Source organism: Virgisporangium aurantiacum (assembly GCF_016863635.1).
In the GTDB taxonomy this organism is placed as follows: Bacteria; Actinomycetota; Actinomycetes; order Mycobacteriales; family Micromonosporaceae; genus Virgisporangium; species Virgisporangium aurantiacum.
In genome coordinates, this window is the sequence record NZ_BOPG01000044.1 from 79,318 (window position 1) to 100,203 (window position 20,886).

Here is a 20,886-nt window from a genome sequence, read left to right on the forward strand (position 1 = left end):
GGTCTTCGCATGGAACTTGGCCTCAGCGACCGGGTCTACGTCCTCACCGGCGCCACGAAAGGGCTGGGCTTCGCCACGGCCCGGTGCCTGGTGGCCGACGGCGCCCGGGTGATCGTCTCGTCGCGGAGCCAGGAGTCGGTCGACAAGGCGGTTGCCGAGCTGGGCTCGAACGCCGCCGGCATCGTCGCCGACCTGGCCGACCCCGGCACGCCCGACGCGCTCGTCGCGGCCGCCCACGACCGGTTCGGCCGGCTCGACGGCGCGCTGATCTCGGTGGGCGGGCCACCGGCCGGCGGCCCGCTCGACGCTACCGACGAGCAGTGGACCGCCGCGTTCAACTCGGTGTTCCTCGGCGCGGTACGGATGGCGCGCACGGTTGCCGGCGTGCTCGGCGAGGGCGGCGCGATCGCGTTCGTCCTCTCGACGTCCGTGCGCACGCCGCTGAACGGCCTGGCGGTCTCGAACGGGCTGCGGCCCGGCCTGGCCATGTGGGCCAAGGACCTCGCCGATGCGCTCGGGCCGCGGGGCGTGCGGGTGGTGAGCCTGCTGCCCGGCAGCATCCTCACCGACCGCGGACACCAACTCCTCGCCGGCAAACCCGACCCCGCGAAGGCGAAAGCCGACACCGAGGCCCGCATCCCGTTGCGGCGCATGGGCGAACCCGCCGAGTTCGGCCGGGTGGCCGCGTTCGTGCTGTCGCCCGCCGCCAGCTACCTGACCGGCATCGCCCTACCGGTCGACGGCGGGATCCTGCGCGCGCTCTGACGGCGAGTCGGCGAACTGGGTTCGGTACAGCTCGCCGTACAGGCCCGACCGGGCGACCAGGTCTTCGTGCGTGCCGCGCTCGACGATGCGACCGTCGTCGAGCACCAGGATCAGGTCGGCGTCGCGGACGGTGGACAGGCGGTGGGCGATGACCAGCGCGGTGCGTCCGCTGAGCGCCTCGGCCAGCGCCTTCTGCACGGCCGCCTCCGACTCGGAGTCGAGGTGCGCGGTGGCCTCGTCCATGATGACGATCGACGGCGCCTTCAGCAGCAGGCGGGCGATCGCGATGCGTTGCTTCTCGCCACCGGAGAACCGGTACCCGCGCTCGCCGACCACGGTGTCGAGCCCGTCGGGCAGGCCGCGCACGAGCTCGCCGACCTGCGCCCGGTCGAGCGCGGCCCAGATCTCCCCGTCGGTGGCGTCGGGCCGGGCGTAGCGGAGGTTCTCGACGATCGTCTCGTGGAACAGGTGGGAGTCCTGCGAAACCACCCCGATCGTGTCGCGCAGGCTCTGCAGCGACGCCTCACGCACGTCAATGTCGCCGACGAGCACCACCCCACCGGTGACGTCGTAGACGCGCGGCAGCAGCATCGCCGTGGTGGACTTCCCCGCACCCGAGGGCCCGACGAGCGCCACCATCTGTCCAGGGTGGACGGTGAACGACACACCGCGCAGCACCTCCTCGCCGACGGTGCGGTCGAGCGTCGCGACGTCTTCCAGCGACGCGAGCGACACCTCCGCCGCGCTCGGGTACCGGAACCGCACGTCGCGGAACTCGATTCGCCCGGTGCCCGGCGGCACCGGCTTTGCGTTGGCGGGCTCGGCGATCGACGGCTGCAGGTCGAGCACCTCGAAGACGCGCTCGAACGACACCAGCGCGCTCATCACGTCGACTCGGACGTTCGACAGCGCGGTGAGCGGGCCGTAGAGCCGGGTGAGCAGCAGCGCCAACGTGACGACGGTGCCGGCGCTGATCGATCCCCGCACGGCGAACCAGCCGCCGAGCCCGTACGTCAACGCCTGCGCGAGCGACGCGACGAGCATCATCGCGACGAAGAACGTGCGCGAATACATCGCCGACTGGACACCGATGTCGCGCACCCGCTCGGCCCGCTCGCTGAACCGCTGCGCCTCCTTCTCGGGACGCGCGAACAGCTTCACCAGCAACGCGCCGGCGACGCCGAACCGCTCGGTCATCGTGGCGTTCATCTTCGCGTCGAGCTGGTACGCCTCCCGGGTGATCTCGGCCAGCCGCCGGCCGACCCGGCGCGCCGGCAGGATGAACACCGGCAGCATCACCAGCGACAGCGCGGTGATCTGCCAGGAGAGGGTGACCATCACCGCCGCGGTGAGCACGAGCTGGATGACGTTGCTGACCACACCGCTGAGCGTGCTGGTGAACGCCCGCTGTGCACCCATCACGTCGTTGTTCAACCGGCTCACCAGCGCACCGGTCTGCGTGCGGGTGAAGAACTGCACCGGCATGCGCTGCACGTGGTCGTAGACCATCGTGCGCAGGTTGAAGATGATGCCCTCGCCGATGCGCGCGGAGTACCAGCGCTGCACGAGCGACAGCAACGCGTCGACGACCGCCAGCCCGGCGATGAGCAGCGCGATGCGCACGACCGTGCCGCCGGCATCGGACCCGCCCCGGGTGATGGCGTTGATGACGTCGCCGGCGAGCACCGGGCCCGCCACCCCGATGGCGGCGCCGACAACGACGGTGAGCAGGAAGACCGCGATCGAGCGCCGGTACGGACGGGCGAACGCGGCGATCCGCTTCGCCGTTGCCCGCCCGACGCGCTTGTTGCCGAGCTCGCCCTCACGGCGCAGCGAGCTCAGCATCGACCAGCTGCTGCCGGAATGGAGACTCATGAACAGTTACCTAACCCGAGGGGTGTGACACTTCGCGGGTAAAGCAACCGCCGGGCGTCAGATTTTATTCACCGGTGCCCGCGAGATCCCGCAGGCGGCGCAGTTGGGCCTCGCGCTCGTACCGGGTCTGGGTGGCGAGATCCCGCTCGCCGGCGCCCGCGATGAGCGCCTTGATTTCCACCACCGCGTCGCGATTTCCGGCGACGATGGCGGCCGCGAGTTCGGCCACCGCGGTGTCGAGTTCGGCCGCCGGCACGAGCCGGTTCACCAGGCCCATCCGGTCGGCCTCGGCGGCACCGACCCGGCGACCGGTGACGCACAGGTCGAGCGCGCGGGCCGGCCCGACGAGGTCGTACAGGGGTTTGGTGCCGCCGAGGTCGGGAACGAGACCGAGCGATACCTCGGCCATACAGAACTTTGCATCATCAGCAACAACACGCAGATCACACGCGAGGGCCAACTGGAACCCGGCACCGATCGCGTGACCCTGAACGGCCGCGATCGACACGATGTCGGGCCGCCGGAGCCAGGTGAAGGCCTCCTGATACCCCTCGATACGGGTCAATGCGACCTCGTCGGCGGAGCCGGCGAGCAGGTGGAACTCGCCGCTCCGTCCGGCCGAGGCAACCGATAGATCGATACCCGCCGAGAACGCCCGGCCCTCGCCCCGCACCACGACCACCCGGACGTCACCGGGCAGTTCCTTGCCGATCTGGCGCAGGGCACCCCACATCTGCGGGGTCTGTGCGTTCAGCACTGCGGGCCGGGACAACGAGATCGTTGCCACCGGCCCGTCGCGGGTGAGCTGAACTCCGGGCTCGTTCTCAGTGGTGCTCACGTTGCGGCGCTCAGGCCTTCTTGCGCCGCCGAGCGCCGCCGCGCTGCCGGAGTTGGACCCCGGACTCGGTGAGCACGCGGTGGACGAATCCGTACGAGCGGCCGGTCGACGCGGCGAGAGCCCGAATGCTCTCGCCGCTGGTGTACCGCTTCACAAGGTCCTTCGCGAGCGTCTGCCGTTCCGCTCCGACGATGCGGCGGCCCTTCTCCGTGCTGGTGGTGGCGGTGGCTGCCATGCTGATCCCTCACGTCCCAGGCTGGCGGTGATGGTTGCGGTCTTCATCCATTAGACCGTCTAGTTGGATCATGCGCTAGATATCGACCGGGCGCCAACCGACACGCACTGCATTGTCATCAACCCGATACCGTCACCGTCACGAGGGATGAAAGCGTTTCCAACGGTGGATACATCCGGGCAATGTACGAATTGTCTTTTATTGCACTCCGTGCGCGCGAGGAAACGCGTCCAATGTGGACACCCGTCGCGCGAGACGGTATGGCCGTTGCCTCAGGCCAGCTCCACCAACTCGAGAAGGTCGTCGCTCCAGGCGTCTTCGACCCCGTCGGGCAGAAGGATCGCCCGATCGGGCTTGAGTGCCGCCACCGCGCCCGGGTCGTGGGTCACCAGCACGATGGCGCCCGGGTACCGGGCGATCGCGTCGAGCACCTGCTCACGACTGATCGGATCGAGGTTGTTCGTCGGCTCGTCGAGCAGCAGCACGTTGGCGCCGGAACACACCAGCGTCGCCAACGCGAGCCGGGTCTTCTCGCCACCGGAGAGCACACCCGCCGGCTTGCTCACGTCGTCTCCGGAAAAGAGAAACGCCCCGAGGATGCGCCGCAGGTCGCCGTCGGTCTGATCGGGCGCGGCCGATCGCATGTGCTCCAGCACCGTGCGCCCGACGTCGAGCGTCTCGTGCTCCTGCGCGTAGTAACCCAGCCGGAGCCCGTGCCCGGGAACCACCTCACCGGTGTCGGACGGGAGGATCCCCGCGAGCACGCGCAGCAGCGTCGTCTTGCCCGCGCCGTTCAGGCCGAGGATGGCGACCCGCGAGCCGCGGTCGACCGCGACATCGACGTCGCAGAAAATCTCCAGCGATCCGTACGACTTGCTGAGCCCCTGCGCGGTGAGCGGGGTCTTCCCGCACGGCGCCGGCGCCGGGAAGCGCACCTTGGCCACCTTGTCGCCGGCCCGCTGGTCCTCCAGACCGGACAGCAGCCGCTCGGCCCGCTTCGCCATGTTCTGCGCGGCGACCGCCTTCGTGGCCTTCGCGCGCATCTTGTCGGCCTGCGCCATGAGGGCGCCGGCCTTCTTCTCGGCGTTGGCCCGCTCGCGCTTGCGCCGCCGCTCGTCGGCCTCCCGCTGCTCCAGGTACTTGGCCCAACCGACGTTGTAGGCGTCGACCGTGGCCCGGTTGGCGTCGAGGTACCAGACCTTGTTGACGGTGGCCTCGAGCAGCCCGACGTCGTGGCTGATGACGATGAGGCCGCCCTTGTGGCCGCCGAGGAAACCGCGGAGCCAGCCGATGGAGTCGGCGTCGAGGTGGTTGGTGGGCTCGTCGAGCAGGAGCGTGCCGCCGCCGGTGGCCGCCGCGTCGGCGAACAGGATCCGGGCCAGCTCGATCCGGCGGCGCTGGCCGCCGGAGAGGGTGCCGATCTGCTGGGCGAGCACCCGGTCGGGCAGGCCGAGGTTGGCACAGATGCGGGCGGCCTCGGCCTCGGCGGCGTAGCCGCCCAGCGCGGCGAACCGCTCCTCGACCGCGCCGTACCGGCGCACCAGCCGCTCGTCACCACTGCTCTCGAGCTCGACCTCCAGCTTGGCCATCTCGGCCAGCAGGCTGTCGAGACCACGGGCGGAGAGCACCCGGTCGCGGGCGGTGACGTGCAGGTCGCCGGTGCGGGGGTCCTGGGGGAGGTACCCGACCGCGCCGCGCCGCTCGACCTGACCGGCGAACGGCTGGCCCTCACCGGCGAGGACCTTGAGCGTGGTGGTCTTGCCGGCGCCGTTGCGGCCGACGAGGCCGATGCGGTCGCCCGGCTGTACCCGGAGGTTGATGTCGGAGAGCAGGATCCGGGAACCGGCGCGCAGTTCCAGACCGGTGGCGGAGATCATCTAAGGGCTCGCTTCCGTATTTTCAAAGATGGCCGAGGACACGCAAAGGCACCGGCGACCCCTTCATTCAAGCTGGGGAGCCGGTGCGGCGGGCCATTCAGGCACAGCGTGCGAGCACGTGGACCATGGTACCCGGCATCCTGAGCCAGCCGCGATGTGATTACCCTCCAAGATCATCGGGTAACGAACGCGCGGGCAGGTTTCTCACGTCGACAGGCAGGTACCCCGGATGGAGCTCAACGAGAACGCCAACCTCGACACCGGCCAGGTGGAGGACCTGCGCGGATCCGGGGGCGGCGGCGGCCGGACCGGCGGCGGCGGGATCCCGATCCCGCTCCCCAGCGGCGGTGGCGGCTGGGTGGGCCTGATCGTCACCGCGGTCCTGGTGATCGGCGGTGCGATCTTCGGCGGCGTCAACGTGCTCGGCGGCGACGGTGGCGGCAACCAGCAGGGCGACAACACCAACCTCGAACAGAAGTGCGCCACCTCGAACCCCAACCGGTTCCAGGAGGTCGACTGCCGCAACCTGCTCTACGTGAACTCGGTTCAGGCGTACTGGCGGGTGGCCCTGCCGCAGGTCTTCGGCAAGCAGTACCAGCCCGCCGAGACCAACTTCTTCTCCAACCAGGTCAGCACCGGGTGCGGCGCGGCCGACTCGGGCGTCGGGCCGTTCTACTGCCCACCCGACCGCGAGGTGTACATCGACCTCACGTTCTACAACGAGTTGTCGCAGCGGTTCGGCGCCGAGGGCGAGTTCGCCGCCCCGTACGTGATCGCCCACGAGTACGGCCACCACGTGCAGAACCTGCTCGGGACGTCCGACGAGGTCAGCCGCCAGGAGCAGCGCGACCCGAACAACGCCAACAAGTACTCGGTGATGCTCGAACTGCAGGCCGACTGCTACGCCGGCGTCTGGGCGAAGTTCGCCACGACCACCACCGACGCGGGCGGCCAGGCGCTGTTCAAGAGCATCACGGAGGCCGACATCTCGCAGGCGGTGGAGACGGCGGAGGCGATCGGCGACGACGCCATCCAGAAGAAGGCCGGCGGCGGCGTCAACCCGGACAAGTTCACCCACGGCACCTCCGCCCAGCGCAAGCAGTGGTTCCTCACCGGCTACCAGGGCGGCGATCCGAAACGCTGCGACACATTCACCGCCGGCGTCTAGGCCCTAATCTGGCGGCATGGTGTCGTCCGACACTCCCTTGTCCCGCACCGTTCTCGACCGTCTGATGCTCGCCTACGGCGCCGCGGCCGATCCGGCCGACGCCGGCCCGATGCGCGCCTACATGCGCGACGCGTTCCCGTTCCTGGGTATCAAGACCCCGCGCCGCCGCCAGCTGGCCAGGCAGATCATGCGTGGCCTGCCCGCGCCCGACCAGCAGGACCTGCGCGCGGTGGCGCTGGCGTGCTGGGCCCAGCCGGCCCGCGAGTACCAGTACTTCGCGGTCGACTGGCTGGTGAAGCACGCCAACCGGCCGGAACCGGGATTCCTCGGCACGATCGAGACACTGGTGACCACCCGATCGTGGTGGGACACCGTCGATCCGCTCGCCACCCGCGTGGTCGGACCGATCGTCACCCGGCACCCCGGCGCGGTGTCCACAATGGACGACTGGGCCGCCGACGACAACCTGTGGCTGGCCCGCACCGCGGTGCTGCATCAGTTGCACTACAAGGAGAAGACCGACACCGACCGGCTGTTCGGATACTGCACCGCGCTCGCCGGTCACCCCGATTTCTTCATCCGGAAGGCGATCGGCTGGGCGCTCCGGCAGTACGCCCGCACCGATCCCGAGGCGGTCCGCGCGTTCGTCGACGCGACACCGACCCTGTCCCGGCTGTCGGTCCGGGAGGCGATGAAGCACCTGGCGGGTCCGCCGGCCGAGGGCTAGGGTCGACCAGGAAACAACACCCCGCGGGAGTCCGGTGCACCGGGCTGAGAGGGGGGCTGCGAGCCCCCGACCGCTGAACCTGATCCGGGTCATGCCGGCGCAGGAAGAGGAGCCCCGGATGCTCACGATAGGTCGCCTCCACCTCGTCACCGATGTCTCCCCGGGCCGCGACGTGCCGGCCACGGTCGCCGCCGCACTGGCCGGCGGGGTCGACACGGTGCAGGTCCGGGTCGGGTCGGAGATCAGCGACCGGGCCGCCTACGAGCTGGCCGGGGTCGTGCTCGGGCTGTGCCGCGCCGCCGGGGTCACGTGCCTGGTCAACGACCGGTTGCACGTCGCGCTCGCGGTGGGCGCCGACGGCGGGCACGTGGGCGACACCGACCTGCCGGTGGCGGCGGCGCGCGCGGTACTGGGTCCGCACGCCGTGCTCGGCGCGACCGCCCGCGATCCGGAGTCGGCCCGCCGCGCGGTCGCCGCCGGTGCGGACTATCTCGGCACCGGGCCGGCGTACGTGAGCACCACGAAGACCACGTTGCCGGCGCCGATCGGGCCGGCCGGCGTCGCGGCGGTCGCGGCCGCGGTGCCGGTCCCGGTGATCGCGATCGGCGGCGTCACCGAGGAGACGGCCGCCGCGTTGCGCGCCGCCGGCGCGCACGGCGTCGCGGTGGTCGCGGCGATCTGTTCGGCGCCGGATCCGCGTGACGCCGCGGCGCGCCTGAAAAGAGCGGTGACGCCGTGACCACCGTGGCTGTGATCGGTGGCGGGGTCATCGGGCTCGCCATCGCGTGGCGGTGCCTCGAACGCGGGCACGAGGTGAGCGTCCACGACCCGGACCCGGGCGGCGGAGCCACCGGGGTGGCGGCCGGGATGCTCGCCGCCACCGGTGAGGCCCGCTTCGGCGAGGAGCCGCTGCACCGCCTGCTGCTGGCCGCCGCACGCCGATGGCCGGAGTTCGCGGCGGCGCTCGCATCGGCGTCCAAGAAAGATCTTTCGTACCGGAGCGACGGCACGGTGCTGGTTGCCGGCACCGACGACGACCTCCGTGCGGTGACGCGGCTCGTGGACTTCCACCGGCGCTGCGGCCTGCCGGTGCAGCCGCTGACCGCGGCCGAGGTGCGCGAGCGCGAGCCGCTGCTGTCGCCGCGCGTGCGCGGTGGCGCGTTCCTGCCCGACGACGGCCAGGTCGATCCCCGCAGGGTGGCCCGGGCGCTGATGTCGTTGGTGCCGGTGTCCGACACCCCACCCGAAGACGCCGAGCTCACCGTGATCGCCGCGGGTCACGCCAGCGCCGGCCTCGTGCCGGGCCTGCCGGTGCGGCCGGTGAAGGGCCAGATCCTGCGCCTGCGCGGGATGGGGCTGACGCGCGTGATCCGCGGCCACGTCGCCAACCGGTCGGTGTACATCGTGCCGCGCGCCGACGGCGAGGTGGTCGTCGGCGCCACCGAGGAGGAGCGCGGCACCGACACGACGGTGACCGCCGGTGGCGTGCTCGACCTGTTGCGACCCGCCGTCGCGCTGGTGCCCGGGCTGGCCGAGTACGAACTGGTGGAGGCGACGGCCGGCCTCCGGCCGGGCACGCCCGACAACGCGCCGCTGATCGGGGTGGTGCGACCGGGCGTCGTGGTGGCCACCGGTCACTACCGCGACGGCGTGCTGCTGGCACCGGTCACCGCCGACGCGATCGTCGAACTCCTTGACACGGGCGAGCTTCCGGAGCTCGTCAAGCCCTTCCATCCCAACCGGTTTACGGATGTGCACCGATGAATGTGACTGTCAACGGAACCAACCGCGAGACGCCGGCAGGGTCCACAGTGGACGATGTCGTGCGCGAACTGTCGCCGACGAACGACCGCGGGCTGGCGGTGGCGGTGAACGGCGAGGTGGTGCCGCGCTACCGGTGGGGGGTCACCCCGTTGGGCGAGGGCGATTCGATCGAGATTCTCACGGCGGTGCAAGGTGGATGACCCGTTCCTGATCGGCGGCACCGAGCTGCCGTCGCGGTTGATTCTCGGCACCGGTGGCGCGTCGAGCCACACCACGCTCGCCGACGCGATCCGGGCGAGCGGCACCGCGCTCGTCACCGTTGCCCTGCGCCGGCTCGATCCGGCCGCCAAGGGTTCGGTGCTCGACGTCATCGAGACGTGCGGCGTGCGCATCCTGCCGAACACGGCCGGCTGCTACACGGCCACCGAGGCGGTCCGGCTGGCGCAGCTGGCCCGCGAGGCGTTCGACACCGACTGGGTGAAGCTCGAAGTCATCGGCGACGAGGGAACCCTGCTGCCGGATCCGGTGGAAACCCTTGCGGCGGCCCGCATTCTGGTCGACGACGGCTTCACCGTGTTGCCGTACACCAACGACGACCCGATCCTCGCCCGTCGCCTCGCCGACGCCGGCTGTGCCGCGGTGATGCCGTTGGGCGCGCCGATCGGGTCCGGGCTGGGCATCCGCAACCCGCACAACATCATGCTGATCCGGCAGGCGGTGAGCGTCCCGGTGATCCTCGACGCGGGCATCGGCACCGCGTCCGACGCCGCGCTGGCGATGGAACTCGGCTGCGACGGCGTGCTGCTCGCGACCGCGGTCACCCGGGCCGAGCACCCGGCGCGCATGGCGGCCGCGATGCGACTGGCCGTCGAGGCCGGCCGGCTCGCACACGGCGCCGGCCGGATCCCGCGCGTCGAGTACGCGACCGCGTCGAGCCCGCTCGACGGCCTGCCCGCATGGTGATCGTCTACACCGACCGGGCGCTCGCCGGGGAACGGCCGCTGGCCACCGTCGCGGCCGGGGCGGTCGCGGGCGGCGCGGCCCGCGTCGTCCTGCGGGAGAAGGACCTTCCGGTGGACGCGCGCGGCGCGCTCGCCTCGGCGCTGCGGCAGAGCATCGGCGACCGGCTGCTGGTGTCCGATGTGGACGGTGCCCACCGCGACGGGTCCGGACGCGTGGTCGGGCGGGCGTGCCACTCGGCGGCGGAGGTGGCTTCCGTCGCTGACCTCGAGTACGTGACCGTGTCGCCCGTGTACGCCTCGGCGTCGAAGCCGGGATACGGCCCGCCGCTGGGCCTGTCGACGCTGCGCGACTGGTGCTCGGGAGCTGCCGTGCCGGTGCTGGCGCTCGGCGGGGTCGACTCGCCGGAGCGGGCGGCCGCGTGCGTGCGGGCCGGCGCGGCGGGCGTCGCGGTGATGGGCGCGGTGATGACGGCCGCCGATCCGGCGGCCGTGGTGCGAGAACTGGTGGAGGCGGTATGCGCGAACCTGCGGTGGCCCTGACGATCGCCGGATCCGATTCCGGTGGCGGTGCCGGCATTCAGGCCGACCTGCGGGCGTTCACGATGCACGGCGTGTTCGGCACGAGCGTCGTCACGGCGCTCACGGCGCAGAACACGATGGGCGTGCACGGGGTCGAGGCGACGTCGACCGGGTTCGTCGCCGCCCAGTTGGACGCCGTGCTGAACGACCTTCCGGTGGCGGCGGTGAAGACCGGGATGCTGGCCCAACCGTCCACTGTGGAGCTTGTCGCTTCCTATGCGGCCCGCCTTCCCAACCTGGTGGTGGATCCCGTGCTGGTGGCCACCAGCGGCGACCCGCTCTTCACCGGCGACGTCGCGGCCGCCTACCGCGAGGCGCTGTTCCCGCACGCCACCGTGGTGACGCCCAACCTGCACGAGGCCGGCGTCCTGCTGGACCGCAAGGTGTCCACAGTGGACGAGATGCGCGCGGCGGCGGCGGATCTGGGCGCCCTCGGCGCGCGCTGCGTGGTGGTGAAGGGCGGCCACCTGCCGGGAACCGAAGCGGTCGACGTGGTCTGGCACGAGGGCACGCTGTCGACGCTGACGGCACCGTGGATCTACACGCCGAACACCCACGGCACCGGCTGCACGTTCGCCGCCGCGGTCGCCGCCCTGCTGGCCACCCGCTCCGACGTCGCCACGGCCCTGGCCGGCGCCAAGCGGTACGTCAGCGAGTCGTTGCGGCGGTCGGCACCGTGGCGCCTGGGTTCGGGCGCCGGCCCGGTCGGCTGGCCCGGCTGACCGTCAGGGGTGGCCCTCCGCCAGGTCGGGGGCGTCGGCGGGTTGCGGGACGCACAGCCAGAGCGCCTCGTGCCGGATCTGCACCGACAACTTCTCCGCCGGCTCGATGACGTCGCCGTCGAGTTGCCGGGGTTGCGGACGGTCGCTGATCACCTCGACGCGACGGGCCCGGTACACCTCCATCCGGGGGGTGCGGTCACGGCGCGCGAGCACCGCGAACGCCAGCACCGCCCAGTGGCGCAGCGTGCCCGGGGTGATCAGGGCGACGTCGAGCAGGCCGTCGTCGGGTTCGGCGTCGGTCAGCAGCCGGATGCCGCCCTGCAGCCGGCCGACGTTCGCGACCAGCACCGACCGGGCCCGCCGGTGCAGCGGCGGCCGGTCGTCGAGCCGGACCTCCACCCGCATCGACTTGGCGCGCAGGTTCTTCGCCGCCGAGACGGCGTACGCGGGCCAGCCGAGGATCCGCTTGAGCCGCTCCGGCGCCTCACCCACCATCGCCGCGTCGAAGCCCATCCCGGCCATGACGGCGAACGCCCGGTCGCCCACCACGCCGACGTCGATCTTGCGGCGGCCCATCCTGATCGCGACCTCGACACCGGCCGCCGGGTCGTCGGGCAGGCCGAGGTTCGCGGCGAGCAGGTTGCCGGTGCCGGCCGGCAGCACGGCCAGGGCCACCTCGGTGTCGACCAGCGCCGACAGGCACGCCATCACGGTGCCGTCGCCGCCGCAGGCGAACACCACCTCGGCGCCGTCGGCGACCGCCTGCTTCGTCTGGCCGAAGCCGCCGTCGTCGCGGGTGGTCTCGAACCACGCGGGCTCGGGCCAGCCGGCCTTGGCGAGGGTGGCGATGATGCGCCGTCGACGGTCGACCAGGTCGACGACCTTGGTGGGGTTGATCACCACGGCCGACCGGGGTTTGTCCGCTCTGGGCACGGCTAGCAGCATGCCACCGCTGTCGTCGACGGCTCAGCCCGCCCTGACAAGATCCGCACCGGTGGCGGCCGTCAGCAGGTCCACGGGCTCACCCACGCACAGCATGACCCCCGCCGCCCGGGCCCGTTCGTGGTCGGGTCCGTGGTCCTTCGGCACCAACCCGGGCACCTCCCGGATCAGGATCGCCAGCACGCGCCCCGGGTACGCCTCCGCGATCGCGAGGTACGCGGCGAGGTCGTGCTGGCCGCTGTCGCCGACCAGCACCACGTGCCGCCCCGGGAAGTCGTCGAGCACCCCGCTGATCGTCTCGACCTTGTACTCCAGTGCCGGCCGCACCAGCATCTGCTTGCTGCCGAAGCCCCAGTCGGTGAGCAGCATCGGGCCGGCCGGCACCTCGTGGTAGGCGAGCGTGTCGGCGAGTCGCTGGTAGAGATTCCACGGGCTGGTCGAGACGTAGAACACCGGTGCGTCCTTACCGGCCAGCGCGGCCAGTAAACCCGGCATTCCGTCGACGACCTCGCGGTCGGTCGGGTCGCCGATCAGCGTGCGGCCGACCATCTTCAGGCGCTCCTTCACGCCGGTGATCAGCACCGTGTCGTCGATGTCGCTCACCACGAGGGGACGCCCGTCAGCCGGCACCACGTACGCCGGCGCGACGGTGTCCGGCGCCCGACGCGCGGTCAACTTCACGCCGACCCGGCTCTCGGTGGGCGGGCTCACCCGCACCCGGGCCTCGATGTAGCCCTCGTCGTCGCTCACCGCGTGGGCGCTCGCGACGTCACTGATCGCCTCGACCGGCACCCCCGGCACCTCGGACGTCGTGAACCAGGCCACCGTCTCCATGAACGTCCGCCAGCCGCGCACCGGGCCGGCCAGCGCGACCACCGTCCGGCGCAGGACCCGGCCGCGCACCCGCGCCTCCGGCCCGCCGGGCGGCAACGCCACGTACCCCATGTAGGTGATCACGACGACCGGCTCGCCGGGCACCCACCGTCTCAACGTCGACCGGATCCACCGGCGTGCTGCCACGTCCCACCTCCGATACCGACCCTCAGTTTCCCGCCCGGCCGCCACCCCAAGCATGGACGGACCGGCATGTCGGCGCTCCGATCGCTCCATGATCCCTGAGACGCTCGACGATGAGTTGACAACATTCAACGTTAACCATAAGTTTTGAGCGTGCCCCGCCCCACCGCCGACGAGGACGTCTTCCGCGCCGTCGCCGACCCGACCCGTCGCGCCCTGATGGAGACCCTCGGCCGCGACGGCGAACAGACGGTGGGCGCTCTCGCCGAAGCGGTCGGGCAGTCGGTGCCCCTGGTGTCGCGTCACCTGGCCGTGCTGCGCGGCGCCGGCCTGGTCGACGAGCGCCGCGCCGGCCGGCACCGCATCTACCGGCTCAACCCCGCACCCCTGCAGGACCTCTTCGACTGGGCGGCGCTGTTCTCCGGCTTCTGGACCGAACGCGTCCTCAACCTGCGGGCCTACCTGGAGCGACAGAAGCATGAGACGTGACCTGACGGTCGAGACCGACCTGCCCTACCCCATCGCCGACGTCTGGGCAGCGCTGACCGACCCCGAAGCCCTGTCGGAGTGGGTGATGCCGGTCGAGGGCTTCGAACCGGTCCCCGGCCGGCGGTTCCGCTTCAAGGCCAAGCCGATGCCCGGCTGGGACGGCGTCATCAACTGCGAGGTGCTGGAGATCGATCCCCCGAAGCGGATGGTGATCCGCTGGCAGGGCAGCCGGATGCGATCACCGACGACGCTCACCTGGACGCTGGCCGAAACGGCCGGCGGCACGAGGTTCCGGATCGACCACCAGGGCTTCAGCGGCCCCGCTGCCGTGGTCTCCGCCCTGATGCACAAAGGCGGCTGGCGCAGAATGGCCGCCAACCGCCTCCCCGCCCGCCTCTCGGCCGGCACCACCTAGACGTTGAACCCCAGTGACCGAAGCTGGTCGCGGCCCTCGTCGGTGATCTTGTCGGGGCCCCACGGCGGCAGCCACACCCAGTTGATCCGGAAGTCGCTGACGAGCCCGCCGCCCGGGCCGCCGGTGAGGGCCTGGCGGGTCTGGTCCTCGATCACGTCGGTCAGCGGGCAGGCCGCCGAGGTCAGCGTCATGTCGATCGACGCGATGTTCTCGTCGTCGACGTGGACGCCGTAGATGAGGCCCAGGTCGACCACGTTGATCCCGAGTTCGGGGTCGACGACGTCGCGCATCGCCTCTTCGACGTCGTCGACGGATGCCTTCGTGGTCTCAGTCATGCTTCTGCCTTTCCGTCTGACGACGCCGATGCCCGGGCCACCGCGTCCTTGAACGCCATCCACGCCAGCAGCGCGCACTTGACCCGCGCCGGGTACTTCGCCACGCCGGCGAACGCGATGCCGTCACCGAGGATGTCCTCGTCGGGCTCGACCTCGCCGCGGCCGGTCATCACCTCGGTGAACGAGTCGCCGGTGGCCAGCGCCTCGGTGACCTTGCGGCCGCGCACCAGTTCGTACAGGACGCTCGCCGAGGCCTGGCTGATCGAGCAGCCCATGCCCTGGTAGGAGACATCGTCGACCACGCCGTCGCCCAGCTGGACGCGCAGCGTGATCTCGTCGCCGCACGTCGGGTTGACGTGGTGCGCCTCGGCATCGAACGGCTCCCGCAGGCCCTTGCCGTGCGGGTGCTTGTAGTGGTCCAGGATGATCTCCTGGTAGAGCTGGTCGATCCGCATCAGTCGAACACCTTCCGCACCGCGTACAACCCCCGCACCAGTGCGTCGATGTCTCCGGTGGTCGTGTACAGGTACGGCGAGACCCGTGTGGTGGCGGGAACCCCGTACCGGACGCACACCGGCCTGGCGCAGTGATGACCCACGCGTACCTCAACACCTTCGGCGTCGAGAATCTGCCCGACGTCGTGCGGGTGCACGCCGTCGACCACGAGCGAAATCGTAGCGGCCCGCTCGGTAAGGTCGGTAGGACCGATCACCCGCACATCGGGAACGGTGGCCAGAGCCTCCAGCGCGTAGCGCGTGATCAGCTTCTCGTGCTCGGCGATCGCGGCCATGCCGATGCCGGAGAGGTAGTCGACCGCCGCACCGAGGCCGACGACCTCGGCGATCGGCGGCGTGCCCGCCTCGAACCGGGCCGGCGGCGCCATGAAGGTCGAGCCGGCCAGCGTCACCGTCTCGATCATCGACCCGCCACCGAGGAACGGCGGCATCGCGTCGAGCAGCTCGAACCGGCCCCACAGCACGCCGGCGCCGGTTGGCCCGCACATCTTGTGGCTGGTGAAGGCCAGGAAGTCGGCGCCCAACGCGGCCACGTCGACGGGCGAGTGCGGCACCGACTGCGACCCGTCGACCAGCATCAGCGCGCCGACGGCGTGCGCCTTCGCCGCGAGCGCGGCCACCGGGTTGATCGTCCCGATGATGTTCGAGTAGTGGACGATCGACACGAGCTTGGTGCGCTCGGTGATCAGCTCGTCGAGGTTCGCCAGGTCGAGCCGGCCGTCGTCGGTGAGCCCGAACCAGCGCAGCGTCGCGCCGGTGCGCTCGCACAGCAGCTGCCACGGGACGATGTTCGAGTGGTGCTCCATCTCGGAGATCACGATCTCGTCGCCCGGGCCGAGGCGGAACCGCTCGTCCTTCGCCCGTTCCGAGAACGCGTGCGCCACGAGGTTGATCGCCTCGGTGGAGTTCTTGGTGAACACGATCTCGTCGGCCGACGCGGCACCGACGAACGCCGCCACCTTCGCCCGCGCGCCCTCGTACGCCTCGGTCGACTCGGTGCCCAGCGTGTGCACCGACCGGGCGACGTTGCCGTTGTGCCACTCGTAGTGCCGGCTGATGGTGTCGATCACCTGCCGCGGCTTCTGCGAGGTGTTGCCCGAGTCGAGGTACACCAACGGGTTGCCGTTGATCTCCCGCTTGAAGATCGGAAAGTCGGCGCGGATCGCCGCAACGTCGAGGGTCATGGCGCTACGCCTTCGCCGGGCCGGCACCCGCCAGGTAACGCTCGTACCCTTCGTCTTCCAGCTTGGTGGCCAGCTCGGAGCCGCCCTCCTCGACGATCTTCCCGCCGACGAACACGTGCACGAACTCGGGCTTCACGTACTGCAGGATCCGGGTGAAGTGGGTGATCAGCAGCAGGCCGGTGTCGCCGTTGTCGCGGACCCGGTTGATGCCCTTGCTGACCACGCGCAGCGCGTCGATGTCGAGGCCGGAGTCGGTCTCGTCGAGGATCGCGATCTTCGGCCGGAGCACTTCCAGCTGCACGATCTCGTGCCGCTTCTTCTCGCCGCCGGAGAAGCCCTCGTTGAGGTTGCGCTGGGCGAACGTCGGGTCCATCTGCAGGCGTTCCATCGCGCCGCGCAGCTCGCCGACCCAGGTGCGCAGCTTCGGCGCCTCGCCGTCGACGGCGGTCTTCGCGGTGCGCAGGAAGTTCGCCACGGACACGCCCGGCACCTCGACCGGGTGCTGCATGGCCAGGAACAGTCCGGCGCGGGCCCGCTCGTCGACGGTCATCGCGAGAACATCGGCGCCGTCGAGCGTGAGCGTTCCGCCGGTGACCTCGTAGCGCGGGTGACCGGCGATCGCGTACGCGAGCGTCGACTTGCCGGAGCCGTTCGGGCCCATGATGGCGTGCGTCTCGCCGGCGCGGATGGTGAGGTCGACGCCGGCCAGGATCGGCTTCAGGTCGCCCTCGGGCAGCTTCACCGAGACCTGCAGGTCGCGGATCTCAAGGACACTCACAGATTCACTCCGTTGCTGGGTTCCAAAGTCACGTAGACGTCGCCATCGCGGACCTCGACCGGAAACACCGGCACCGGCTCGGTGGCGGGCAGGCCGCTCGGGTGGCCGGTGCGCAGGTCGAACCGCGACCCGTGCAGCCAGCACTCCAGGGTGCAGCCGTCGATCTCGCCCTCGCTGAGGGCGATGTTGGCGTGCGAACACTCGTCGCGGATCGCGTAGAAGGTGTCGTCGTCGCCGTGCACGACGGCGAGTTCGAGCTCGCCGACCTTGACCGCGATCACCTCGCCCTTGGCGACGTCGCCCGTGCCGCAAACGCGTACCTGAACAGTCACTACGCACCCACCTCGTCGAGGCGGGCCTCGATGGTGGTGGCGAGCCGCTCGCGCAGGTCTTCGAGCGGCACCTTCGCCAGCAGCTCGTGGAAGAAGCCGCGCACGACCAGCTTCCGCGCCTCGTCGGACGGGATGCCCCGGGACATCAGGTAGAACAGCTGCTCGTCGTCGAACCGGCCGGTTGCGCTCGCGTGGCCGGCACCGGAGATCTCGCCGGTCTCGATCTCGAGGTTGGGCACGGAGTGGGCCACCGCGCCGTCGGTGAGCACCAGGTTCCGGTTGATCTCGTACGTGTCGGTGCCGGTGGCCTCGGCCCGGATCAGCACGTCGCCGACCCACACGGTGGTGGTCTTCGCGCCCTGCAGCGCGCCCCGGTAGTTGACGTTGCTGCGGCAGTCGGGGATCGCGTGGTCGATCAGCTGGCGGTGCTCCAGGTGCTGGCCGCCCGCGCCGAAGTAGAGACCGTAGATCTCGCAGTCGCCGCCCCGGCCGGCGTACTCGACGCTGGTGTACTGGCGCACCAGGTCGCCGCCCAGCGACACCTGGATGTGCTGCGCGCGGGCGTCGCGGCCGAGCCGGAACTTCACGTGCTGCGCCTGCACCGCGTCACGGGCCCAGTCGGCGACCGTCACCAGCGTGAGGTGCGCGCCGTCGCCGACGCTGACCTCGATGTTGTCGGCCAGCGTGACGCTGCCGGACTGGTCGAGCACCAGCGTCGCCTCGGCCAGCTGGCCGACCTCGATGAACGTGTGCGCGAACACCGTTTCCCGGACTTCGTGACCCACGACCCGGACGGTGGTCGGGCCGCCCGGCGTGGCGCGCCGCGCGACGGTGACGAGCAGCGCCTCGGTGGCACCGCCGTGCGCGAGCGCACTGATCCGGTCGAACGGGGTGAGCACGCTGCCGATCCGGGGATCGGACCGGTCGACGACGGACACGCCGACGCCGGCCGGCAGGTCGCCGTACTCGTAGCTGAGCTTGCCGGTGGGCTCCGCGACAACCGCCGTGGCCAGGCCGCGCAGGCGCTTGAGCGGCGTGAAGCGCCACTCCTCCTCGCGGCCGTTCAGCGCCGGGTAGTCGTTGACGTCGGTCGAGCGCAGCGCGTGGGCGCGGGTCTTCGGGGGCAGAACCGTCGTCATCAGCCGACAGACCCTTCCATCTGCATCTCGATCAGGCGGTTCAGCTCGAGCGCGTACTCCATCGGCAGTTCCTTGGCGATCGGCTCGATGAACCCGCGCACGATCATCGCCATCGCCTCGTCTTCGGTGAGGCCGCGGCTCATCAGGTAGAAGAGCTGGTCGTCACTGATCTTCGAGACGGTGGCCTCGTGGCCCATCGACACGTCGTCTTCGCGGATGTCGACGTACGGGTAGGTGTCGGAGCGCGAGATCGTGTCGATGAGCAGCGCGTCGCACTTCACCGTCGACTTCGAGTTCGTGGAGCCCTCGAGCACCTGCACCAGGCCGCGGTAGCTCGTGCGGCCACCGCCGCGCGCGATCGACTTGCTGATGATCGTGCTGGAGGTGTTCGGCGCGGCGTGCACCATCTTGGCGCCGGCGTCCTGGTGCTGACCCTCGCCGGCCATGGCGACACTGAGCACCTCGCCGTGGGCGTGCGCGCCGGTCATGTAGACGGCCGGGTACTTCATGGTGACCTTGGAACCGAGGTTGCCGTCGACCCACTCCATGGTGGCGCCCTCGTGGCACACCGCCCGCTTGGTGACCAGGTTGTACACGTTGGTCGACCAGTTCTGGATCGTGGTGTACCGGCAGCGGCCGCCCTTCTTCACCACGATCTCGACCACGGCCGAGTGCAGCGAGTCGGACGAGTAGATCGGCGCGGTGCAGCCCTCGACGTAGTGCACGTAGGCACCCTCGTCGACCAGGATCAGCGTGCGCTCGAACTGGCCCATGTTCTCGGTGTTGATCCGGAAGTACGCCTGCAGCGGGATGTCGACGTGCACGCCCTTCGGCACGTAGATGAAGCTGCCGCCGGACCACACCGCGGTGTTCAGCGCGGCGAACTTGTTGTCGCCGACCGGGATCACCGTGCCGAAGTACTCCTTGAACAGGTCCTCGTGCTCACGGAGCGCGGTGTCGGTGTCGAGGAACAGCACACCCTGCTGCTCCAGGTCTTCCCGGATCTGGTGGTAGACGACCTCGGACTCGTACTGCGCCGCGACGCCCGCGACCAGCCGCTGCTTCTCCGCCTCCGGGATGCCCAGCCGGTCGTAGGTGTTCTTGATGTCGTCGGGCAGGTCCTCCCAGGACGCCGCCTGCTTCTCCGTGGACCGCACGAAGTACTTGATGTTGTCGAAGTCGATCGTGGTGAGGTCGGCGCCCCACGCCGGCAGCGGCTTGCGTCCGAACAGGCGCAGCCCCTTCAGGCGCAGGTCGAGCATCCACTGCGGCTCGCTCTTCTTCGCCGAGATGTCGCGGACGACATCCTCGTTGAGGCCGCGTCGGGCGGCCGCGCCGGCCACGTCGGAGTCGGCCCAGCCGTACTCGTAGCGTCCGAGGCCCGCAAGCGGGTCGGTTATCGGCGTGATCTGCTCAGTCACGAGTGGTCCTCACGGTTCGGTTACTCAGATTCCGGCGCGGGATGTGCGTGGTGCACACACCGTCGCCGTTGGCGATCGTGGCGAGGCGTTGGACGTGCGTGCCGACCAGCCGCGAGATCACCCGCGTTTCGGCCTCGCACAACTGTGGGAACTCGGCGGCCACGTGGGCCACCGGGCAGTGGTGCTGGCACAGCTGGCCGCCGGTGGCGATCGTGGTTGCGCCGGCAGCGTACCCCTCGGCCGTGAGTGCCCTGGCCAGCGCCTCGGCCCGGGCGATCGGGTCGGCGCCGGCCTCGGCCATGGCCGTGCGGCACCGCTCCTCCAGGCCGGCGACCTGGTTCGCGGCGAACGCCGCGACGGCCTCCGGGCCACTGCGGCTGGCGATCCAGCGCAGGGCAGCGGACGCGAGATCGTCGTACGTGTGCGGCAGGCCCTCGCGGCCCGCGTCGGTGAGCGCGAAGACCTTCGCCGGCCGGCCCCGGCCGCGGGGCGCGGTGGTGGCCTGCTCGCGGGTGAGAACCAGGCCGTCGGCGAGCATGGCGTCGAGGTGACGGCGGATGCCCGCCGCGCTCAGCCCCAACGCACAGCCCAGCTCGGTGGCCGTGGCGGCACCCCGTTCGAGCAGAAGCTCGGTGAGACGATCACGGGTGCGCCGGTCGGCACCACCCGCGGCGCCCACTCCGGCGACGGGTGGCGCCTGCCCAGGAAGCAGCACCACGTTTTTCACAACACGAACGTTACGTAATTCGCGGGAGATCGGCAAATCCGTCTCGGGCGACGGGAAGTGATCCACGCAACAGACGTACG

At 70.7% G+C, this 20,886-nt stretch carries 25 protein-coding genes and 1 riboswitch; of the genes, 11 read left to right on the top strand and 14 right to left on the bottom strand.

Annotation, left to right across the window (positions count from 1 at the left end; all coding sequences use genetic code 11):
• Positions 1-9 precede the first annotated feature (9 nt).
• Positions 10-765 (top strand): SDR family oxidoreductase, encoded by a 756-nt coding sequence (locus tag Vau01_RS32375; protein ID WP_204000552.1) that lies wholly within the window; start codon positions 10-12, stop codon positions 763-765.
• Here the strand turns inward: Vau01_RS32375 and Vau01_RS32380 are convergent.
• The 4 genes from Vau01_RS32380 to Vau01_RS32395 form a co-directional block, all read right to left on the bottom strand.
• On the bottom strand, positions 730-2,640 hold the full coding sequence (locus Vau01_RS32380) for an ABC transporter ATP-binding protein (protein ID WP_204000554.1): 1,911 nt from the start codon (positions 2,638-2,640) through the stop codon (positions 730-732). The genes Vau01_RS32375 and Vau01_RS32380 overlap by 36 nt on opposite strands.
• Before the next feature lie 64 nt (positions 2,641-2,704).
• On the bottom strand, positions 2,705-3,478 hold the full coding sequence (locus tag Vau01_RS32385) for an enoyl-CoA hydratase/isomerase family protein (RefSeq protein WP_204000556.1): 774 nt from the start codon (positions 3,476-3,478) through the stop codon (positions 2,705-2,707).
• A 10-nt stretch (positions 3,479-3,488) separates the two neighbouring features.
• Complete coding sequence (locus Vau01_RS32390; RefSeq protein ID WP_204000558.1) at positions 3,489-3,713, bottom strand: helix-turn-helix domain-containing protein; 225 nt, start codon at positions 3,711-3,713, stop codon at positions 3,489-3,491.
• A 272-nt stretch (positions 3,714-3,985) separates the two neighbouring features.
• Positions 3,986-5,590, bottom strand: a complete 1,605-nt coding sequence (locus Vau01_RS32395) for an ABC-F family ATP-binding cassette domain-containing protein (RefSeq protein ID WP_204000559.1) — start codon at positions 5,588-5,590, stop codon at positions 3,986-3,988.
• A gap of 229 nt (positions 5,591-5,819) precedes the next feature.
• On the opposite strand from Vau01_RS32395, the gene ypfJ reads away from it, so the two are divergent.
• The 8 genes from ypfJ (at position 5,820) to thiD (ending at position 11,512) form a co-directional block, all read left to right on the top strand.
• Positions 5,820-6,758, top strand: coding sequence for a KPN_02809 family neutral zinc metallopeptidase (gene ypfJ / locus Vau01_RS32400; protein WP_204000562.1), 939 nt, complete (start codon positions 5,820-5,822; stop codon positions 6,756-6,758).
• Between the two features lie 16 nt (positions 6,759-6,774).
• Positions 6,775-7,485, top strand: a complete 711-nt coding sequence (locus Vau01_RS32405) for a DNA alkylation repair protein (protein WP_204000563.1) — start codon at positions 6,775-6,777, stop codon at positions 7,483-7,485.
• 13 nt (positions 7,486-7,498) lie between these two features.
• A riboswitch (TPP riboswitch) is annotated at positions 7,499-7,608 on the top strand.
• On the top strand, positions 7,604-8,224 hold the full coding sequence (thiE, locus tag Vau01_RS32410; RefSeq protein ID WP_204000564.1) for a thiamine phosphate synthase: 621 nt from the start codon (positions 7,604-7,606) through the stop codon (positions 8,222-8,224). It overlaps the preceding riboswitch by 5 nt.
• Complete coding sequence (locus Vau01_RS32415; protein ID WP_373320338.1) at positions 8,221-9,249, top strand: FAD-dependent oxidoreductase; 1,029 nt, start codon at positions 8,221-8,223, stop codon at positions 9,247-9,249. The genes thiE and Vau01_RS32415 overlap by 4 nt, the downstream gene beginning before the upstream one ends.
• A complete protein-coding gene (gene thiS / locus Vau01_RS32420; protein ID WP_204000565.1) occupies positions 9,246-9,449 on the top strand; it encodes a sulfur carrier protein ThiS in 204 nt (67 codons plus the stop codon). Before Vau01_RS32415 ends, thiS begins: the two co-directional genes overlap by 4 nt.
• A complete protein-coding gene (locus Vau01_RS32425; protein WP_204000566.1) occupies positions 9,442-10,212 on the top strand; it encodes a thiazole synthase in 771 nt (256 codons plus the stop codon). Before thiS ends, Vau01_RS32425 begins: the two co-directional genes overlap by 8 nt.
• Entirely contained in the window at positions 10,206-10,751 is a 546-nt protein-coding gene (locus Vau01_RS32430) for a thiamine phosphate synthase (RefSeq protein WP_204000567.1), read from the top strand. The genes Vau01_RS32425 and Vau01_RS32430 overlap by 7 nt, the downstream gene beginning before the upstream one ends.
• The gene (gene thiD / locus Vau01_RS32435; protein WP_204000568.1) at positions 10,727-11,512 is read left to right on the top strand and encodes a bifunctional hydroxymethylpyrimidine kinase/phosphomethylpyrimidine kinase; all 786 of its coding nucleotides are present in this window, start codon (positions 10,727-10,729) and stop codon (positions 11,510-11,512) included. Before Vau01_RS32430 ends, thiD begins: the two co-directional genes overlap by 25 nt.
• A 3-nt stretch (positions 11,513-11,515) precedes the next feature.
• Here thiD and Vau01_RS32440 read toward each other — a convergent pair whose 3' ends face one another.
• Both Vau01_RS32440 and Vau01_RS32445 read right to left on the bottom strand, forming a co-directional pair.
• Positions 11,516-12,445 carry a diacylglycerol/lipid kinase family protein gene (locus tag Vau01_RS32440; protein WP_239152027.1) on the bottom strand — a complete coding sequence of 310 codons (930 nt, stop codon included), beginning with the start codon at positions 12,443-12,445 and terminating at the stop codon, positions 11,516-11,518.
• Between the two features lie 33 nt (positions 12,446-12,478).
• Positions 12,479-13,474: a phosphatase domain-containing protein gene (locus tag Vau01_RS32445; protein WP_204000572.1), complete on the bottom strand. Its 996-nt coding sequence runs from the start codon at positions 13,472-13,474 to the stop codon at positions 12,479-12,481.
• Positions 13,475-13,624: 150 nt separating this feature from the next.
• Here Vau01_RS32445 and Vau01_RS32450 point away from each other — a divergent pair, with 150 nt between their 5' ends.
• Both Vau01_RS32450 and Vau01_RS32455 read left to right on the top strand, forming a co-directional pair.
• Positions 13,625-13,960 (top strand): ArsR/SmtB family transcription factor, encoded by a 336-nt coding sequence (locus Vau01_RS32450; RefSeq protein WP_204000574.1) that lies wholly within the window; start codon positions 13,625-13,627, stop codon positions 13,958-13,960.
• Positions 13,950-14,375, top strand: a complete 426-nt coding sequence (locus Vau01_RS32455) for an SRPBCC family protein (protein WP_204000577.1) — start codon at positions 13,950-13,952, stop codon at positions 14,373-14,375. The genes Vau01_RS32450 and Vau01_RS32455 overlap by 11 nt, the downstream gene beginning before the upstream one ends.
• On the opposite strand, the gene Vau01_RS32460 is transcribed toward Vau01_RS32455, so the two are convergent.
• Genes Vau01_RS32460 through Vau01_RS32495 form a run of 8 tightly spaced genes read right to left on the bottom strand, consistent with a single transcriptional unit; the run spans position 14,372 to position 20,806 of the window.
• Positions 14,372-14,740: a metal-sulfur cluster assembly factor gene (locus tag Vau01_RS32460; protein ID WP_373320339.1), complete on the bottom strand. Its 369-nt coding sequence runs from the start codon at positions 14,738-14,740 to the stop codon at positions 14,372-14,374. The two genes, Vau01_RS32455 and Vau01_RS32460, sit on opposite strands and share 4 nt — an antisense overlap.
• Positions 14,707-15,165, bottom strand: a complete 459-nt coding sequence (gene sufU / locus Vau01_RS32465; protein ID WP_204000582.1) for a Fe-S cluster assembly sulfur transfer protein SufU — start codon at positions 15,163-15,165, stop codon at positions 14,707-14,709. The genes Vau01_RS32460 and sufU overlap by 34 nt, the downstream gene beginning before the upstream one ends.
• Positions 15,165-16,409: a cysteine desulfurase gene (locus Vau01_RS32470; protein ID WP_204000585.1), complete on the bottom strand. Its 1,245-nt coding sequence runs from the start codon at positions 16,407-16,409 to the stop codon at positions 15,165-15,167. Before Vau01_RS32470 ends, sufU begins: the two co-directional genes overlap by 1 nt.
• Positions 16,410-16,413: 4 nt before the next feature.
• Positions 16,414-17,187, bottom strand: a complete 774-nt coding sequence (gene sufC, locus Vau01_RS32475; RefSeq protein ID WP_204000588.1) for a Fe-S cluster assembly ATPase SufC — start codon at positions 17,185-17,187, stop codon at positions 16,414-16,416.
• Positions 17,184-17,519 (bottom strand): non-heme iron oxygenase ferredoxin subunit, encoded by a 336-nt coding sequence (locus tag Vau01_RS32480; protein WP_204000591.1) that lies wholly within the window; start codon positions 17,517-17,519, stop codon positions 17,184-17,186. Before Vau01_RS32480 ends, sufC begins: the two co-directional genes overlap by 4 nt.
• The gene (sufD, locus tag Vau01_RS32485) at positions 17,519-18,658 is read right to left on the bottom strand and encodes a Fe-S cluster assembly protein SufD (RefSeq protein WP_204000594.1); all 1,140 of its coding nucleotides are present in this window, start codon (positions 18,656-18,658) and stop codon (positions 17,519-17,521) included. Before sufD ends, Vau01_RS32480 begins: the two co-directional genes overlap by 1 nt.
• Complete coding sequence (gene sufB / locus Vau01_RS32490) at positions 18,658-20,079, bottom strand: Fe-S cluster assembly protein SufB (RefSeq protein ID WP_204000597.1); 1,422 nt, start codon at positions 20,077-20,079, stop codon at positions 18,658-18,660. Before sufB ends, sufD begins: the two co-directional genes overlap by 1 nt.
• Positions 20,072-20,806 carry a helix-turn-helix transcriptional regulator gene (locus tag Vau01_RS32495; RefSeq protein ID WP_204000600.1) on the bottom strand — a complete coding sequence of 245 codons (735 nt, stop codon included), beginning with the start codon at positions 20,804-20,806 and terminating at the stop codon, positions 20,072-20,074. The genes sufB and Vau01_RS32495 overlap by 8 nt, the downstream gene beginning before the upstream one ends.
• Between the last annotated feature and the right edge of the window lie 80 nt (positions 20,807-20,886).

What these genes read in the sequence shown, in the direction of transcription:
- Vau01_RS32375 (WP_204000552.1), top strand. Translation starts at nt 10, where the DNA reads ATGGAACTTGGCCTCAGCGACCGGGTCTACGTCCTCACCGGCGCCACG.
- Vau01_RS32380 (WP_204000554.1), bottom strand. Translation starts at nt 2,640, where the DNA reads ATGAGTCTCCATTCCGGCAGCAGCTGGTCGATGCTGAGCTCGCTGCGC.
- Vau01_RS32390 (WP_204000558.1), bottom strand. Translation starts at nt 3,713, where the DNA reads ATGGCAGCCACCGCCACCACCAGCACGGAGAAGGGCCGCCGCATCGTC.
- Vau01_RS32395 (WP_204000559.1), bottom strand. Translation starts at nt 5,590, where the DNA reads ATGATCTCCGCCACCGGTCTGGAACTGCGCGCCGGTTCCCGGATCCTG.
- ypfJ (WP_204000562.1), top strand. Translation starts at nt 5,820, where the DNA reads ATGGAGCTCAACGAGAACGCCAACCTCGACACCGGCCAGGTGGAGGAC.
- Vau01_RS32405 (WP_204000563.1), top strand. Translation starts at nt 6,775, where the DNA reads ATGGTGTCGTCCGACACTCCCTTGTCCCGCACCGTTCTCGACCGTCTG.
- thiE (WP_204000564.1), top strand. Translation starts at nt 7,604, where the DNA reads ATGCTCACGATAGGTCGCCTCCACCTCGTCACCGATGTCTCCCCGGGC.
- thiS (WP_204000565.1), top strand. Translation starts at nt 9,246, where the DNA reads ATGAATGTGACTGTCAACGGAACCAACCGCGAGACGCCGGCAGGGTCC.
- Vau01_RS32430 (WP_204000567.1), top strand. Translation starts at nt 10,206, where the DNA reads ATGGTGATCGTCTACACCGACCGGGCGCTCGCCGGGGAACGGCCGCTG.
- thiD (WP_204000568.1), top strand. Translation starts at nt 10,727, where the DNA reads ATGCGCGAACCTGCGGTGGCCCTGACGATCGCCGGATCCGATTCCGGT.
- Vau01_RS32455 (WP_204000577.1), top strand. Translation starts at nt 13,950, where the DNA reads ATGAGACGTGACCTGACGGTCGAGACCGACCTGCCCTACCCCATCGCC.
- sufU (WP_204000582.1), bottom strand. Translation starts at nt 15,165, where the DNA reads ATGCGGATCGACCAGCTCTACCAGGAGATCATCCTGGACCACTACAAG.
- Vau01_RS32470 (WP_204000585.1), bottom strand. Translation starts at nt 16,409, where the DNA reads ATGACCCTCGACGTTGCGGCGATCCGCGCCGACTTTCCGATCTTCAAG.
- sufD (WP_204000594.1), bottom strand. Translation starts at nt 18,658, where the DNA reads ATGACGACGGTTCTGCCCCCGAAGACCCGCGCCCACGCGCTGCGCTCG.